The following is a 13,103-nucleotide window of genomic DNA, read 5'->3' as shown; positions in this document are numbered from 1 at the left end:
ACGACGAGCGGTGGAAGAAGGTTCCGGTGGCGGGAAGGAAGGCGGCTGCGCCCGATCCGGCGCGCAGTCTGGCGCTGCTCTGGGGGAGCCACGCCAAACCCGGCCGCTCCGGCCTGACCGTGCGCGCGATCGTGGACGCGGCGATCGAGCTCGCCGACTTCGAGGGCCTCGAGGCGCTGTCGATGCGGATGGTCGCCGACCGGCTGAAGGTCGGCACGATGTCGCTCTACACGCACGTCCCGGGCAAGGGCGAGCTGACCGACCTGATGTTCGACCGGGTGTACGCCGACTTGTACGCGGACGACGACGAGCCGTCGAAGCAGCCCGGCGGCTGGCGCGGCGCGCTCGAATTCATTGCCCACCGCAACTGGTCCGTGCTGACGGCCCACCCGTGGATCCACGAGGTGCCGACGATGCGTACGGCGCTGGGCCCGAACATCACCCGCAAGTACGAGGCCGAGCTACGCCCGCTCGACGGCCTGGGTCTGACCGATGTCGAGATGGATTCGGCGCTGGCGCTCGTCCTCACGCACGTCCAGGGCACCGCCCGCGCCGGTGCCGAACAACTCCGCACCCAACGCGACTCCGGACTCACCGACGAGGAGTGGTGGCGTCAGATCTCCCCGACGCTCACCACAGTCATGTCGGGCACCCACTTCCCCGTCGCCGGCCGGGTAGGCACCGCAGTCGGCGAACACTTCCAGTCAGCCATGGACCCCGCCCACGCCCTCACCTTCGGCCTGACCACCATCCTCGACGGCCTGACCCAACTGATCGAGTCGCGATCAGCTGTTGAGTAGGTCCTCGAAGGGGGTTGGGTTGTCGAAGGGGTCTGCGGCCGTCGGCGTCTCGTGTTGGAGGGCGGCGACCAGTTCGCCTGCTGCTTGAGCGATGCGCGGGCGGAGACCGGCGGCGTTCGGGCCCCAGTCGGTGGAGGCGGCGTACACGCCGGTCGGGACCGGGAGGGCCTTCAGATAGGCGAAGAGCGGCCTGAGGGCGAACTCCAGGACCAGCGAATGGCGCTCGGTGCCGCCGGTCGCGGCGAGGAGGACGGGCTTGCCGGCCAGGGCCTGGTCGTCGAGTACGTCGAAGAACGTCTTGAACAGACCGGAGTACGACGCGCTGAACGTGGGGCTGACGACGATCAGAGCGTCGGCCGACGCGACCGTCTCGAGGACCTCGCGGAGCTCGGCGGACGGGAAGCCGGTCAGGAGGTTGTTGGTGAGGTCGTGTGCGTGGTCGCGGACCTCGATCGTCTCGATGCGCGAGGTGATCCCGCGACCGGACAACTCGTCCGCGACCGCGGCCGACAGTTGGTCGGCGAGCAGCCGGGACGACGACGGTGTCGTCAACCCGGCCGTCACCACGGCAATGACCTTCTCGTTCATTCGATCGTCTCCAGCTCACGCGCCCGCTCGGATGCGGCCTTCAAAGAAGCGTGCGTCGGTGCGTCCGGTACGTGCGCGGGCTTCAGCGCCGCGAACTCCTTCCGCAGTACCGGAACGACCTCTTCGCCGAGGATGTCCAGCTGCTCCAGCACGGTCTTCAACGGCAGCCCGGCGTGGTCGATCAGGAACAGCTGCCGCTGGTAGTCACCGAAGTGCTCGCGGAACGACAGCGTCCGCTCGATAACCTCCTGCGGGCTGCCGACCGTCAGCGGCGTCTCCCGGCTGAAGTCCTCGAGCGACGGCCCATGTCCGTAGACCGGAGCGTTGTCGAAGTACGGCCGGAACTCGCGGACCGCGTCCTGCGAGTTCTTCCGCATGAAGACCTGACCGCCGAGCCCGACGATCGCCTGGTCCGCGGCGCCGTGTCCGTAGTGCTCGAAGCGACGGCGGTACAGGTCGATCATCTGCTTGGTGTGCGAGATCGGCCAGAAGATGTTGTTGTGGAAGAACCCGTCACCGTAGTACGCCGCCTGCTCGGCGATCTCGGGCGACCGGATCGAGCCGTGCCACACGAACGGCGGTACGCCGTCCAGCGGCCGCGGCGTCGCCGTGAACCCCTGCAGCGGCGTACGGAACTTGCCTTCCCAGTCGACGACGTCCTCGCGCCAGAGCCGGCGGAGCAACGCGTAGTTCTCGACGGCGAGCGCGATGCCGTTGCGGATGTCCTGACCGAACCACGGGTACACCGGACCGGTGTTGCCGCGACCCATCATCAGGTCGACCCGGCCGTCGGCCAGGTGCTGCAGCATCGCGTAGTCCTCGGCGATCTTCACCGGGTCGTTGGTCGTGATCAGCGTCGTCGAGGTGGACAGGATGATCTTCGACGTCTGCGCGGCGATGAATCCGAGCTGGGTCGTCGGCGACGACGGCACGAACGGCGGGTTGTGGTGCTCGCCCTGCGCGAACACGTCCAGCCCGACCTCCTCGGCCTTCTTGGCAATCGTCACCATCGCCTTGATCCGCTCGCCCTCGCTGACCGTGGTCCCGGTCGTCGGGTTCTCGGTCACGTCCCCGACGCTGAACACCCCGAACTGCATCTGTCCTCCTGGCCTAGGTAGTTAACTATTAAACTACACAACGCCGCTCGCCGGCGAGTTCATTCCACGTACGCCGAAGGCCCGCGATCCGGGTGTGGATCGCGGGCCCTCAGTGTGTTCGTCAGATGGTGTGACCGTCCAGCAACTCGTCGTCACCGGTCAGCGCGGCCGCAATACGCCGATACTTCCCGGCCTCATCCCGCCGCGACAGCCGCTCGAGCGTCCGCGCCAGCATCAGATGGGCGTAGTACTCCGTAGGCTCCCGCTCGATCACCTCGAGCAAATGCTCCTCAGCCGGCTTCAACAACGCCGCATGGTAATACGCCCGGGCCAGCAACAGCCGCGTCCCAACATCATCCGGCGTCTCATCGACAACCGGCTTCAACGCCCGAATCGCACCCCGATAATCCCGCTCCTCGAAGTACTGCTGCCCCAGCCCATAACTCAACGCACGCATATCCTCCACGGCCCGCAGAACGCCAGCCGCGACCCGCGTTATTCCACGCACCGAGCACCCCAGCTTCACATCTCGGTGGCTCCCGAGATTCCCCGAGTCTCCCGGATCAGCCGCTCCGCGGTCTCGCCGTCGATGGGCTCCAGGTCGGGGTGGTCGTGTGGGCCGTTGGCCTGGAAATCTCTGATGGTTGGCGTTGGAACCCAGGTGTTGGTGCGGCCGAAGCCCTCATCGATGACGCCTTCGGGACTCGGAAGCTGTCTGTAGACGAGTGTGTCCTCGTTGAGATCGCCCTTTTCTGGGCTGAGGCGCTCGACCCAGTACCGAGCGAATCGCCGGCGGTCCGCGAGCAGGACTTCCACCTGCTCGGGAGAAACCGGCACCAGGAGCTCGGGATGCGGCACGCTCTCGGTGGTGCGCCGCCGCCAGGACCAATCAACCATCGACAGGTACTCGAGCCCGTCGCCGCATCGCCGCCACAAACCGCTCGGACGATCCACGGAATCCTCACGTGCCGTGGAAACCCGTGCGAAGTACTCGTAGTCGCCGCTACTCATCTGATGAACCCTTCATCCGTGCGAATTCGGGAATCATGCTCGCGGGTCCTTGGACTCACAGCTCGGTAGCTCCTGAGATTCCGCGAGTCTCCCGGATCAGCCGCTCCGCGGTCGCGGCGTCGATGGGCTCCAGGTCGGGTACGTCGTGCGGCCCGCCGACCTGGAGGTCTCTGATGTCTCCGGTCGGGACCCACTCGTTGGCGCGGCCGAAACCCTGCTCTACAAGGTTCTCGGGGCTCGGAATCTGCCGGTACACGATCGTGTCCTCGCGAAGATCACCCTTCTCCGGGCTCCGGCGCAGAACCCAGTACTTCACGAACCTCTGGTGGTCGGCGAGCAGCGTCTCGACCTGCTCGCCGGAGACCGGTGTCAGGAGATCAGGGTGCGGGAGGTCGACGTCACCGCACGCATGCCAGGTCCAGTCGATCAGCGACAGGTACTCGTAGTCGTCACCGCGACGGCGCCACAGACCGCTCGGGCGATCGATCGAGCCACCGCCTTCGGCGAAGATCTCGGCGATGTACTCGTAGTCGCCGTTGTTCATGCTGTCCGTTGCCTCCCGAGTTCGCAGTGCCACTCCGTGGTTACGGAGTGGCACTGCTCACGAACATAGCGGTCTCGGGAGGTGACGTGTGGGGCTATTTGGTGATCTGTGGATATCTCAGGCGGCGTCGAGTACTGCTACCTGGTCCGGGGTCAGCTGCAGGTCCACCGCCGAGTAGGAGTCGCGGATGGTTTCTGGGCGGCTGGAGCCCGGGATGGGGATGACGATGGGGGACTTGGCGAGCATCCACGCGAGGGTTAGCTTCTGCGGGCTGACGCCTAGCTCGGCCGCGAGGGTCTGGAAGGCGGGGTATTTCGCGCCGAGTTCCGCCGCGTTGGTGATGCCGCCGAGGGGGGACCACGGGAGGAAGGCGATGCCCAGTTCGTCGCAGAGGTCCAGTTCGGGTTCGCTGGAGCGGAACTTCGGGGAGAACTGGTTCTGGACCGAGACGAGTCGGCCGCCGAGGATCTCGTTGGCCTGCTTGATCTGGGCTGGGTTCGCGTTCGAGATGCCCGCCATGCGGATCTTGCCGGCGTCGAGGAGGTCGCGGATCGCGCCGATGGAGTCCTCGTACGGCGTCTTCGGGTCGGGGCGGTGGAACTGGTACAGCCCGATCGCCTCCACGCCGAGCCGCTTCAGTGACGCCTCGGCCGCTTCGGCGATGTGCTTGGGGGAGCCGTCGAGGGTCCAGCTGCCGTCGCCGGGCCGCAGGTGGCCGCCCTTGGTCGCGACCAGTACGTCGGAGGTGTCCCCGCCGTACGACGCCAGCGCCTTGGCGATCAGGCTCTCGTTGTGGCCATCGTCGGTCGCGGTCAGGTGGTACGCGTCGGCGGTGTCGATCAGCGTGATCCCGGCGTCCAGCGCCGCGTGGATGGTCGCGATCGACCGGGCCTCGTCGGGCCGGCCCTCGATCGACATCGGCATCCCGCCGAGTCCGATCGCGGATACCTCGACGTCACCGATCCGGCGGGTCTTGTTCGTGTCAGTTGCCATACATCCAACGTCCCGCGCGACGACTGCGAATTCCAACAGGAATATCCGCACACACTCAGCAGCTCGACTACTGAATGTCGGCCACCGCGTCCAGCGCCGCGTGCAGGTACGGGACGAGCTTCGCGACGTCGCCGTCATTCAGTACGGTCGACCCGAGGACGGTCCGGTTCAGCATCATCCCGGCACAGATCGCGATCAGCAGCGCCGACCGCCCGGTCTTGTCCGGTCCGGGCAGACCCTCGGCGAGCCGGGCCTGGTAGTTCCGCTCGAGGCTGTCGCGCATGATCGCCGCGGCCCGCGGGTTCGCCACCGAGCGCAGCGTCAGCAGCATGCCGTCGGTCGCGTGCTGGTCGTCGCCCGTCAGTAGCGCCTTCGCCGCCTCATGGTTGAGCTCGGGCGTCATCATCATCGACTTCTCGTACGCGACCTCGACGACCTCGGCGAACAGTCCTTCCTTCGACCCGAAGTACTTGCCGATCAGCCGCGGGTCCACCTCGGCGGCGCGGGCGATCTCGCGTACGCCGGCGCCGTCGTACCCGCGCTCGGTGAACGCGGCCTGCGCCGCCCGCAGGATCGCCGCCCGGGTGGCAGTAGCGCAAACTCGGTCCGGCCGGCCTCGCCGTCGGGGCCATCGGCTACGGCGCGATGGGTTTCGCCCGGCCGTACGGGCAGACCGCCGAGCAGTCCGGTGACGACGCCGCGGACGCCCTGATCGGCCGCGCCCTCGACCTCGGCGTCACGCTGATCGACACCTCCGACCGGTACGGCGACAGCGAGGAGATCATCGGCCGCGCGATCGCCGGCCGCCGCGACCAAGTCGTACTCGCGACCAAGTTCGGCATCGTCCGCGGCCCGGGTCAGGAGCAAGGAGCGTTCGTCGACGGGCGTCCGGAGTACGTCCGTCAGCAGGCCGAGCGCTCGCTCACCCGCCTCGGCGTCGACCACATCGACCTCTACTACCAGCACCGGGTCGATCCGCGGACCCCGATCGAGGAGACCGTCGGCGCGATGGCCGAACTAGTTGCTGAGGGCAAAGTTCGGTACCTCGGCCTGAGCGAGGCCGCACCCGACACCATCCGTCGCGCGCACGCCGTCCACCCGATCACCGCGCTGGAGACCGAGTGGTCGCTGTGGTCGCGGGAGATTGAGGACGAGATCTTCCCGCTGACGCAGGAGCTCGGCATCAGCGTCGTCCCGTACAGCCCGCTCGGCCGCGGCATGCTCACCGGCAACATCACGTCGTACGACGATCTGCCGGCGAACGACTACCGCCGGCAGATGCCGCGCTTCTCCCGCGAGGTGTTCGAGACGAACCTCGCCGCCGTACAGGTCGTTCGCGAGATCGCCGCCGCGCACGACGCCGCACCCGGCCAGGTCGCCCTCGCCTGGAGGAGAACGCGGCCGCCGCCGACCTGGTGCTGACCGCCGACGACATCCAGCGGCTCGACACGATGAAGGTCGTCGGCGATCGCGAGCTGGAGATCGACGACAATTGGCTCAGCGGAGTCACTCCGCCGCTGGGCTGAACCGCTGCATACCCACCACGGACAGCAGGCGTACGACGTCGTCGCCCAGGCCGTCGCCTGGCTGCTCAGCGACCGGGCGTCGTACGTGACCGGTGCCGTGCTGCGCCTGGACGGCGGCCTGGGCGTGGGATCAGGCGGAGTGGACGTGCGGGCGGCGGTCTTCCACGACGTACGTCGCTCGCGTGGTGATCGGGGCGTCCGGCGTTTCGACGTACGGGACGACGCGGAAGTCGGACTTCCACTGCTTCTGGTCGACCGTGACCCGGACGTATCCGCGCTGGGAGTTGAAGAACTTCAGGTGCGGGTTCGCCTCGAGGAACTGCCGGCCCTGGTCGGTCATGTCGGTGCCGTTGCCGCCGCTGGTGATCGACGTACCGACGAACTCGGTGCCGACCGTGGCCGAGGCCGGGTTGGCGTAGTCGCGCTTGAGTTCGAGGGCGTAGTTCTGGTGCCGGTCGCCGGTGATGACGACCAGGTTGCGTACTCCGCTGTCCTGCGCGGCGCCGAGCACCTTGTTGCGCTCGGCAACATAACCGTCCCACGGGTCCAGCCAGACGTGGGTCTCCGGACCCGGTGTCCAGTCGGTCTGGCCCATCGGGGTCTGGTTGCCGATCACCTGCCAGCGGGCCTTCGACTGCCGGAACCCGTCCAGCAGCCAGGCGCGCTGCTTGCCGCCGAGCATCGTGTTGTCCGGGTTGAACCGGTCGTCACAGGTCGACGAGTCGCCGTCGCCGCACGGTTGATCGGTGCGGTGCTGGCGGGTGTCGAGGATGGTGAAGTCCGCGAGCCGGCCGTACGGGAGGCGGCGGTGGTAGCGGATGTCCGGGCCCGACGGCATCTGCGCGTGCCGGAGCGGCAGGTTCTCGTACATGGCCTGGAAGGCGTCGGCGCGGCGGGCCCGGAACACCGCCGGGTCCTGGTCCGGCTCGGTGTCGGCCTGCGAGAGATCGCCGGCCCAGTTGTTCTCCACCTCGTGGTCGTCGAACGTGTGGATCCACGGGTGCGCGGCGTGCGCGGCCTGTAGCGGCGCCTCGGTCTTGTAGAGGCTGTACTGCAGGCGGTACCGGGCGAGGTCGAAGGTCTCGGTGTGGAACCGCGGATCTGTGGTGATGCCGCGCTTGTTGGTCTTCACGCCGGACTCGTAGATGTAGTCGCCGAGGTGCACGACCAGGTCGAGATCCTCGTTCGCCATGTGGTCGTAGGCGGTGAAGTACCCGTCCTGCCAGGCGTTGCAGGACGCGAACGCGAAGCGCAGGTCGCGCGGGTTCGTCAGCGGGTGCGGGGCGGTCCGGGTGCGGCCGGTCGGCGAGACCTCGCGGCCGGTGCGGAAGCGGTAGTAGTACACGTGGTCGGGGAGCAGGCCGCGGACCTCGGGGTGGACGGAGTGGCCGAGTTCGGGCGTGGCGACGACGCTGGATCGCCGTACGACGTGACGGAAGTTCTCGTCGTACGCGACCTCGTATTCGACCCGGACCGGGCGCGCGGGCATGCCGCCCTTCCCGTCGACGGCGTACGGGTCGGTGGCGAGGCGGGTCCAGAGCACGACACCGTCGTACTGCGGATCGCCCGAGCCGACGCCGAGCGTGAACGGGTTGCCGGTGCCGGACGGGCTGGCGTACGTGGTCGAGGCGTCCCAGACCCCGGTGCCGAGCAGTACGGCGGCGGAACCCGCACCCCCGTACCCCAGGAAGCGACGGCGTGACACGGACATGGTTCCTCCAGGTGAAGGGCGGGAAGGAGCTGTCAGTGTTCAGGCGATAGGTGGCGACAGGGTTAACGGATCCGTTCGGTAAGTTAACGCGTTGTGATGGTAGGAATTCGGACTTCGCTACGCTATCCCGATTGCTAGCTACTCGGGGAGCTGACTGATGGCCTACGAACCGTGCCGCTATGCCCAGCGCTGGCCGGAGTTGTTCGAATCGCTCGACGATGACCAGAAGCAGCGGGTCAGCGACGCGCTCGCGAACAACCGGCTGGAAGGCTGGGAGCCGCAACGCGACGACGTTGCCGACCTGGCCGACCGCGAGGCGGGCCGGATCGACACCGCGGAGTACATCCGTCGCACGATGTCGAAGGTGACCGGCGGAGACCCGGTGTGACCTCACCGGAGACTGCCCGCTGGGAGGCCTATCTCTGGGAACCCGGCGGGTGTCTGCGGAACAAGCTCGGCATCAAGAACCCGATCGAGCTGCACTTCGCCGAGTACCGGCTGCGGTCGGTGCGGCAGGGTGAGATCGATCGGGGTGAGGTGGATATCCCGCGCACGTACGTCAAGGCGCATGTGCAGGCGATCCACAAGCACCTGCTCCAGGACGTGTACGACTGGGCCGGGGAGTTCCGGAACGTCGGGATCACCAAGCAGGGCAGGATGTTCGTGCCGGTCGAGCTGCTGGACAAGTGGACCGACAAGGTCAGCGCGAGGATCACCGACAAGGACTGGTCGACGATGTCGCGGGACGAGTTCGTCCAGAGCATCGCCGAGGTGTACAGCTACCAGAACCTCACCCACCCGTTCCGCGAGGGAAACGGTGCCGCGGGCAAGGTGTTCATGAACCACGTGGCTGAGATGTCGCCGTACCGCCTCGACTTCGACCGGGTTGAACGGGACGAGTGGAACGCGGCGTCGAGCGCGGCGTACCCGGAGGACCTGGAGAAGAGCTCCGACCCGAATCCGAGCAAGATGTACGCCGTCTTCGACAAGATCACCGTCGAGCGCGGCTCGGTGCTGCGGGCCGATCCGGAACTGGCGATGGCGCTGCAGCTACAGACCTCGACGTACGCCGGGGTCGACGCCGACGCCCCAGACGCGAACACCGGAATGGGCGAACGCCCCGAGGCATACGCCGCCACCCCGGAGACCGACCAAGACACCGAACGCGACGACTGAGTTCGGCCGCGGCGGCTGAACCCGGTGCGACGGCCGCCCCCGGCTGCGACGGCCGCCCCCGGCTGCGACGGCCGCCCCCGGCTGCGACGGCTGATCCCGGCCGGGCCGGGCTGATCCCGGTCGCCGGTGCAGGATAGGCGGTATGCAGACCGACGAACGGATTCGCCGTGCCCGGCCGGAGGACATCCCGGCGCTTGTGGAGCTCGTGTACGCGCTGGCGGAGTACGAACGCGCCCCCGACGAGTGCCACCTGACCGCCGACCAGCTGGAGACCGCCCTCTTCGGCCCCAACCCCGCGGTCTTCTGCCACGTCGCCGAACACGAAGGCGAGGTAGCCGGCTGCGCGATCTGGTTCCTCAACTTCTCCACCTGGCGCGGCGTCCACGGCATCTACCTGGAAGACCTCTTCGTCCGCCCCGAAACCCGAGGCACCGGCCTCGGCAAAGCCCTCCTCACAGCCCTCGCCCAGGAATGCGTTAACAACAACTACGAACGCCTCGAATGGTCCGTCCTCAACTGGAACACCCCCGCCATCGACTTCTACAAGTCCCTGGGCGCCACCCCCCAAGACGACTGGACCGTCTACCGCCTAACCGACAAAGCCCTCACCAAACTCGGCTCATAGGAACTGGGGGTCAGCCCATCGCGGGGCTACGCGCGGCTCCTTTGTCGCCGTGCTGCGTGCCGCACCCGCCCACCCCCGGGCTTATCGCCCGGAGCATCCCTTCCGGCTATCGCCGGGACTGCGGGCTGCCGCCCGCACCCGTGCGCGCTATCGCGCGTGCGACCGCGCCCGTGGTGCGGCTGGTTCGTACTCGTCGAGCTGGCTGCGAGCTGGCCCCCGCGCCTGTGCATGCTGCTGCGGGTGCGACCGCTGCGTGGTGTGGCCGGTTGGTGCGCGTCGAGGGCAACCGACCAGCACACCGGTAAACCCCTTACGTGGCTGGGTTCGTGAGGAAGCGCTGGCGCAGTTCCGCCACTAATCGCGTCTTGTCTTCGAATGGTTCGGTTGCCAGCCAGATTGTTTCGATTGCCGCGGAGAACGCTTCTACGTTGAAAGTCGCGGTGACCACTGTCACGGTGTTGTCGAACGGGTCGCGGTCGGCGAACCACCCGTAGGCCTGGGTGACGAACTGGTGGACCGTGGCGCTCGCCTTTGCCCCCGGTTCGACCGGGCGCGGCGGTCCGTTCAGGGTTTCGAGCCAGTCGGCGCCGCGGTCCATTCGGTCCAAGATGGCGGCGACACGCTCGTTCCCGCCGTACCCAGCTTCCTCGCACGCGCGCCGGGCCGCCCACCTGGCGATCAATCGCAACGTCTGCGGTTCGGTCCGCTCGAGCGTATCCACCAACGCCCGGTCGAAGAGCGCCAACTGCTGGCCGTTCGTGGTGCGCGCCAGCTGCTCGCTCGGCAGCGCACCGCCCCAGGCCGCCATGCGCTCGGCAAGGCGTCGCGCTTCGTCCTGCCGCGCCTTCTCCTGCTTCCTCTTGGCGAGCTCCGCAGGCGTCGGCTGTTCGCGGGCGAACTTGTGCCAGTACGCCGCCTGCTTACTGGTCTCCTTCACCACCCGATCCGGCGCCGGCCGAGCCGGCCAGAACTGCAGCAGGTACCGGTCCACGAGCGGCTCGCCGTCCATCGGCGGCGACGCCTGGTGGCCGGCGTCCATACCCCACGCTGAGTACCTGACGCGGTAGTCGGTTTGCGGCTCGAGCTCCAGCGGCCACCATCCACCGTCGCCTGCCCACGTGACCAGCATCGCGTCACCGATCGGCCGGTACGACGCTTCGACAACCTCCTCCGCGCTGTACTCGACCGGAGGCATCGTCTCGTGCAGCTCGACCGCAAAGCCGACCTCTCCCGTGTGGAGCCCGGTAATCAAGTACAACTTCCCCGGCACCGCCGCCCCACACAACCCGTTCCGTTGCCCGGCGAAGCATTCTCCTAGTTCGGCGGAGTTCTCCGCACTCTCCACATAGATCTGCGCATAGGCCACCCAAGCGGGCTCGTTCATCAAAGTGCGCGGCATCCGTCGATCCCCCCAGAAATCAATGAGCTTCATTTCAACCACGGGCCCACTCGCGATACAAGGCACCTGAACTGCAGGTTGATGCAACTCGGCGGCAGGATGATCCGCCTAGCACGCCGGACAGTCAGCGTGGGTGGGAGCCGCGCGTAGCACCGCGTGGGGTAGCCGGCAGCTCGCTGCTAGATGCGGCGGTTCTTTGCGTCGTACATGGCTTGGTCGGCTTCGTGGAGGAGGGTGTCGAGGTTGGTGGTGGTGGGGGTGATGGGGACTGTGCCGACGCTGGTGGTGACTTCTACTGCGATGTTGGGGAGGGGGCGGCTGACGGCGGACTCGAGGCGGGCGATCAGCGTGGTCAGGTCATCCCCGGAGATGTCTTCGGCGAGTACGGCGAATTCGTCGCCGCCCAGCCGGGCAACTGTGTCGCCGTGGCGGACGGCTGTGGTCAAGCGGTTCGCGATCTCGCGCAGCGCGCGGTCGCCGGCCTCATGCCCATACCCGTCGTTGACGAGTTTGAAGTGGTTCAAATCGCAGAAGAGGAGCGCCCCGGGACGTCCCGTCATACGCGTCCGCTCCAGCGCCTTCGTGAACCGGTGCTGCAACAACCGACGGTTCGGCAGACCTGTCAGCGGATCGTGCGCGGCGTGGTGACGCAGCTCGCGCTCGGCATCCTTCCGAGCCGTCACATCGTCGATCTGGATCAGCAGGATCCGCGGCCTATCAGCGCCCTGTTCGACGATCGCCGCCGTACCGCCGAGCCAGATGGCGTTGCCACTCGGCTGCGTGAAGACTCGCTCGAACCGGTACGTTCCGTTGCTGGTGGCAACGTCTTCGAGATCCGTCCGGGTCGACTGCGGCTCCTCGTCGCGGAGGAACTGGGCCAGGCGCGCTCCGAGCAGGTCGTTCGCGGCGTACCCCGTGATCCGGCAGAAGGCGTCGTTGACGCGCAGGATCCGGCCGCGGTCCGGGCCGTCGAAGCCGATCGTGGCCATCCCGTTGCCGGCGCCCTCGAAGACGAGCCGGAACGTCGCCTCGCTCGCCTCCAGCCGGGTCTTCTCGGCGAGCAGTTGGTCGGCCAGCCGGGCCTTGTCGATCGCCACGCCGGCCTGGGTCGCGAAGATCTCCAGCAGCTCCCGGTGGATCGGGCCGGGCCGCCGCTGGTCCTCGGGGAGGTCGACCGAGAGCATCCCGACCAGCTCGCCGTCGGACGAGTACAGCGGCGCGAACAGCGCGTCGAGCGGATGCCACGCGCCCGGGTCGTCTGACACCGGTACGTCGGGCACCCACCCGACCACCTCGCCCTCGGGCAGTCGCTCGTGCGGTACGAACCGGAGCTTGCCCCACGCGTCCGCGATCGCGAACTCGGTGTCGAAGATGTCCGGCGCGCTGACCCGCCCGAGCAGCGCCTCGCGCGCCTCAGGTGAACCTGCGACCGCGATCACCTCGAACTTCCCGTCCGCGTGCCGCAGGTTCAGTACGGCGATCCCGAAGCCGAGCCCGGTCACGACCCCGTCGACGACGGCCTGCAGGGTTTCGGCAAGGCTTCGCCCAGCGCCCATCCGGGCGCTCACTTCGTACAGGCGACGGACGGCGGTCAGCCGTACCGTTGGATCGTTCTGCACCCGTCGAGAATAGG

15 protein-coding genes are annotated in these 13,103 nt (G+C 67.6%); 5 read left to right on the top strand and 10 right to left on the bottom strand.

Features of this window, described 5'->3' with window-relative positions; translation table 11 throughout:
* The first annotated feature begins 26 nt into the window (after positions 1-26).
* A complete protein-coding gene (locus tag FDA38_RS19805; RefSeq protein WP_137255589.1) occupies positions 27-800 on the top strand; it encodes a TetR/AcrR family transcriptional regulator in 774 nt (257 codons plus the stop codon).
* On the opposite strand, the gene FDA38_RS19800 is transcribed toward FDA38_RS19805, so the two are convergent.
* From FDA38_RS19800 to FDA38_RS19770, 7 genes are all read right to left on the bottom strand, one after another.
* Positions 786-1,388, bottom strand: coding sequence for an FMN reductase (locus FDA38_RS19800; protein ID WP_137255588.1), 603 nt, complete (start codon positions 1,386-1,388; stop codon positions 786-788). The two genes, FDA38_RS19805 and FDA38_RS19800, sit on opposite strands and share 15 nt — an antisense overlap.
* Entirely contained in the window at positions 1,385-2,485 is a 1,101-nt protein-coding gene (locus FDA38_RS19795) for an LLM class flavin-dependent oxidoreductase (RefSeq protein ID WP_137255587.1), read from the bottom strand. Before FDA38_RS19795 ends, FDA38_RS19800 begins: the two co-directional genes overlap by 4 nt.
* A gap of 121 nt (positions 2,486-2,606) precedes the next feature.
* Entirely contained in the window at positions 2,607-2,933 is a 327-nt protein-coding gene (locus FDA38_RS19790; RefSeq protein WP_233714814.1) for a tetratricopeptide repeat protein, read from the bottom strand.
* A 74-nt stretch (positions 2,934-3,007) separates the two neighbouring features.
* Positions 3,008-3,496, bottom strand: coding sequence for a hypothetical protein (locus tag FDA38_RS19785; protein ID WP_137255585.1), 489 nt, complete (start codon positions 3,494-3,496; stop codon positions 3,008-3,010).
* A 55-nt stretch (positions 3,497-3,551) separates the two neighbouring features.
* Entirely contained in the window at positions 3,552-4,073 is a 522-nt protein-coding gene (locus FDA38_RS19780; protein ID WP_233714813.1) for a hypothetical protein, read from the bottom strand.
* A gap of 84 nt (positions 4,074-4,157) precedes the next feature.
* The gene (locus FDA38_RS19775; RefSeq protein ID WP_137255583.1) at positions 4,158-5,033 is read right to left on the bottom strand and encodes an aldo/keto reductase; all 876 of its coding nucleotides are present in this window, start codon (positions 5,031-5,033) and stop codon (positions 4,158-4,160) included.
* A 67-nt stretch (positions 5,034-5,100) separates the two neighbouring features.
* The gene (locus FDA38_RS19770) at positions 5,101-5,604 is read right to left on the bottom strand and encodes a TetR/AcrR family transcriptional regulator (RefSeq protein WP_267901762.1); all 504 of its coding nucleotides are present in this window, start codon (positions 5,602-5,604) and stop codon (positions 5,101-5,103) included.
* 74 nt (positions 5,605-5,678) lie between these two features.
* Between FDA38_RS19770 and FDA38_RS19765 the strand changes: the two genes are divergently transcribed.
* The gene (locus tag FDA38_RS19765) at positions 5,679-6,455 is read left to right on the top strand and encodes an aldo/keto reductase (RefSeq protein WP_137255581.1); all 777 of its coding nucleotides are present in this window, start codon (positions 5,679-5,681) and stop codon (positions 6,453-6,455) included.
* A gap of 234 nt (positions 6,456-6,689) precedes the next feature.
* Here FDA38_RS19765 and FDA38_RS19755 read toward each other — a convergent pair whose 3' ends face one another.
* Positions 6,690-8,270 carry an alkaline phosphatase D family protein gene (locus tag FDA38_RS19755; RefSeq protein ID WP_137255580.1) on the bottom strand — a complete coding sequence of 527 codons (1,581 nt, stop codon included), beginning with the start codon at positions 8,268-8,270 and terminating at the stop codon, positions 6,690-6,692.
* A 157-nt stretch (positions 8,271-8,427) separates the two neighbouring features.
* On the opposite strand from FDA38_RS19755, the gene FDA38_RS19750 reads away from it, so the two are divergent.
* The 3 genes from FDA38_RS19750 (at position 8,428) to FDA38_RS19740 (ending at position 10,071) form a co-directional block, all read left to right on the top strand.
* A complete protein-coding gene (locus FDA38_RS19750) occupies positions 8,428-8,658 on the top strand; it encodes an antitoxin VbhA family protein (RefSeq protein WP_130445777.1) in 231 nt (76 codons plus the stop codon).
* Positions 8,655-9,446, top strand: a complete 792-nt coding sequence (locus FDA38_RS19745; RefSeq protein WP_170989808.1) for a Fic/DOC family protein — start codon at positions 8,655-8,657, stop codon at positions 9,444-9,446. Before FDA38_RS19750 ends, FDA38_RS19745 begins: the two co-directional genes overlap by 4 nt.
* A 142-nt stretch (positions 9,447-9,588) precedes the next feature.
* Positions 9,589-10,071 (top strand): GNAT family N-acetyltransferase, encoded by a 483-nt coding sequence (locus FDA38_RS19740; RefSeq protein ID WP_137255578.1) that lies wholly within the window; start codon positions 9,589-9,591, stop codon positions 10,069-10,071.
* Positions 10,072-10,381: 310 nt separating this feature from the next.
* On the opposite strand, the gene FDA38_RS19735 is transcribed toward FDA38_RS19740, so the two are convergent.
* Together FDA38_RS19735 and FDA38_RS19730 are read right to left on the bottom strand one after the other, a co-directional pair.
* Positions 10,382-11,470 (bottom strand): hypothetical protein, encoded by a 1,089-nt coding sequence (locus tag FDA38_RS19735; protein ID WP_137255577.1) that lies wholly within the window; start codon positions 11,468-11,470, stop codon positions 10,382-10,384.
* Positions 11,471-11,649: 179 nt separating this feature from the next.
* Positions 11,650-13,089, bottom strand: a complete 1,440-nt coding sequence (locus FDA38_RS19730; protein WP_137255576.1) for a diguanylate cyclase domain-containing protein — start codon at positions 13,087-13,089, stop codon at positions 11,650-11,652.
* Positions 13,090-13,103 lie beyond the last annotated feature (14 nt).

Source organism: Kribbella jiaozuonensis (assembly GCF_005233875.1).
GTDB classification, from domain to species: domain Bacteria; phylum Actinomycetota; class Actinomycetes; order Propionibacteriales; family Kribbellaceae; genus Kribbella; species Kribbella jiaozuonensis.
This window is presented reverse-complemented; position numbering and strand designations above follow the sequence as displayed.

Excerpts from the sequence above, each read along its gene's own strand:
- FDA38_RS19800 (WP_137255588.1), bottom strand. The coding sequence starts at position 1,388 with ATGAACGAGAAGGTCATTGCCGTGGTGACGGCCGGGTTGACGACACCG.
- FDA38_RS19795 (WP_137255587.1), bottom strand. The coding sequence starts at position 2,485 with ATGCAGTTCGGGGTGTTCAGCGTCGGGGACGTGACCGAGAACCCGACG.
- FDA38_RS19785 (WP_137255585.1), bottom strand. The coding sequence starts at position 3,496 with ATGAGTAGCGGCGACTACGAGTACTTCGCACGGGTTTCCACGGCACGT.
- FDA38_RS19775 (WP_137255583.1), bottom strand. The coding sequence starts at position 5,033 with ATGGCAACTGACACGAACAAGACCCGCCGGATCGGTGACGTCGAGGTA.
- FDA38_RS19765 (WP_137255581.1), top strand. The coding sequence starts at position 5,679 with ATGGGTTTCGCCCGGCCGTACGGGCAGACCGCCGAGCAGTCCGGTGAC.
- FDA38_RS19755 (WP_137255580.1), bottom strand. The coding sequence starts at position 8,270 with ATGTCCGTGTCACGCCGTCGCTTCCTGGGGTACGGGGGTGCGGGTTCC.
- FDA38_RS19750 (WP_130445777.1), top strand. The coding sequence starts at position 8,428 with ATGGCCTACGAACCGTGCCGCTATGCCCAGCGCTGGCCGGAGTTGTTC.
- FDA38_RS19740 (WP_137255578.1), top strand. The coding sequence starts at position 9,589 with ATGCAGACCGACGAACGGATTCGCCGTGCCCGGCCGGAGGACATCCCG.
- FDA38_RS19735 (WP_137255577.1), bottom strand. The coding sequence starts at position 11,470 with ATGCCGCGCACTTTGATGAACGAGCCCGCTTGGGTGGCCTATGCGCAG.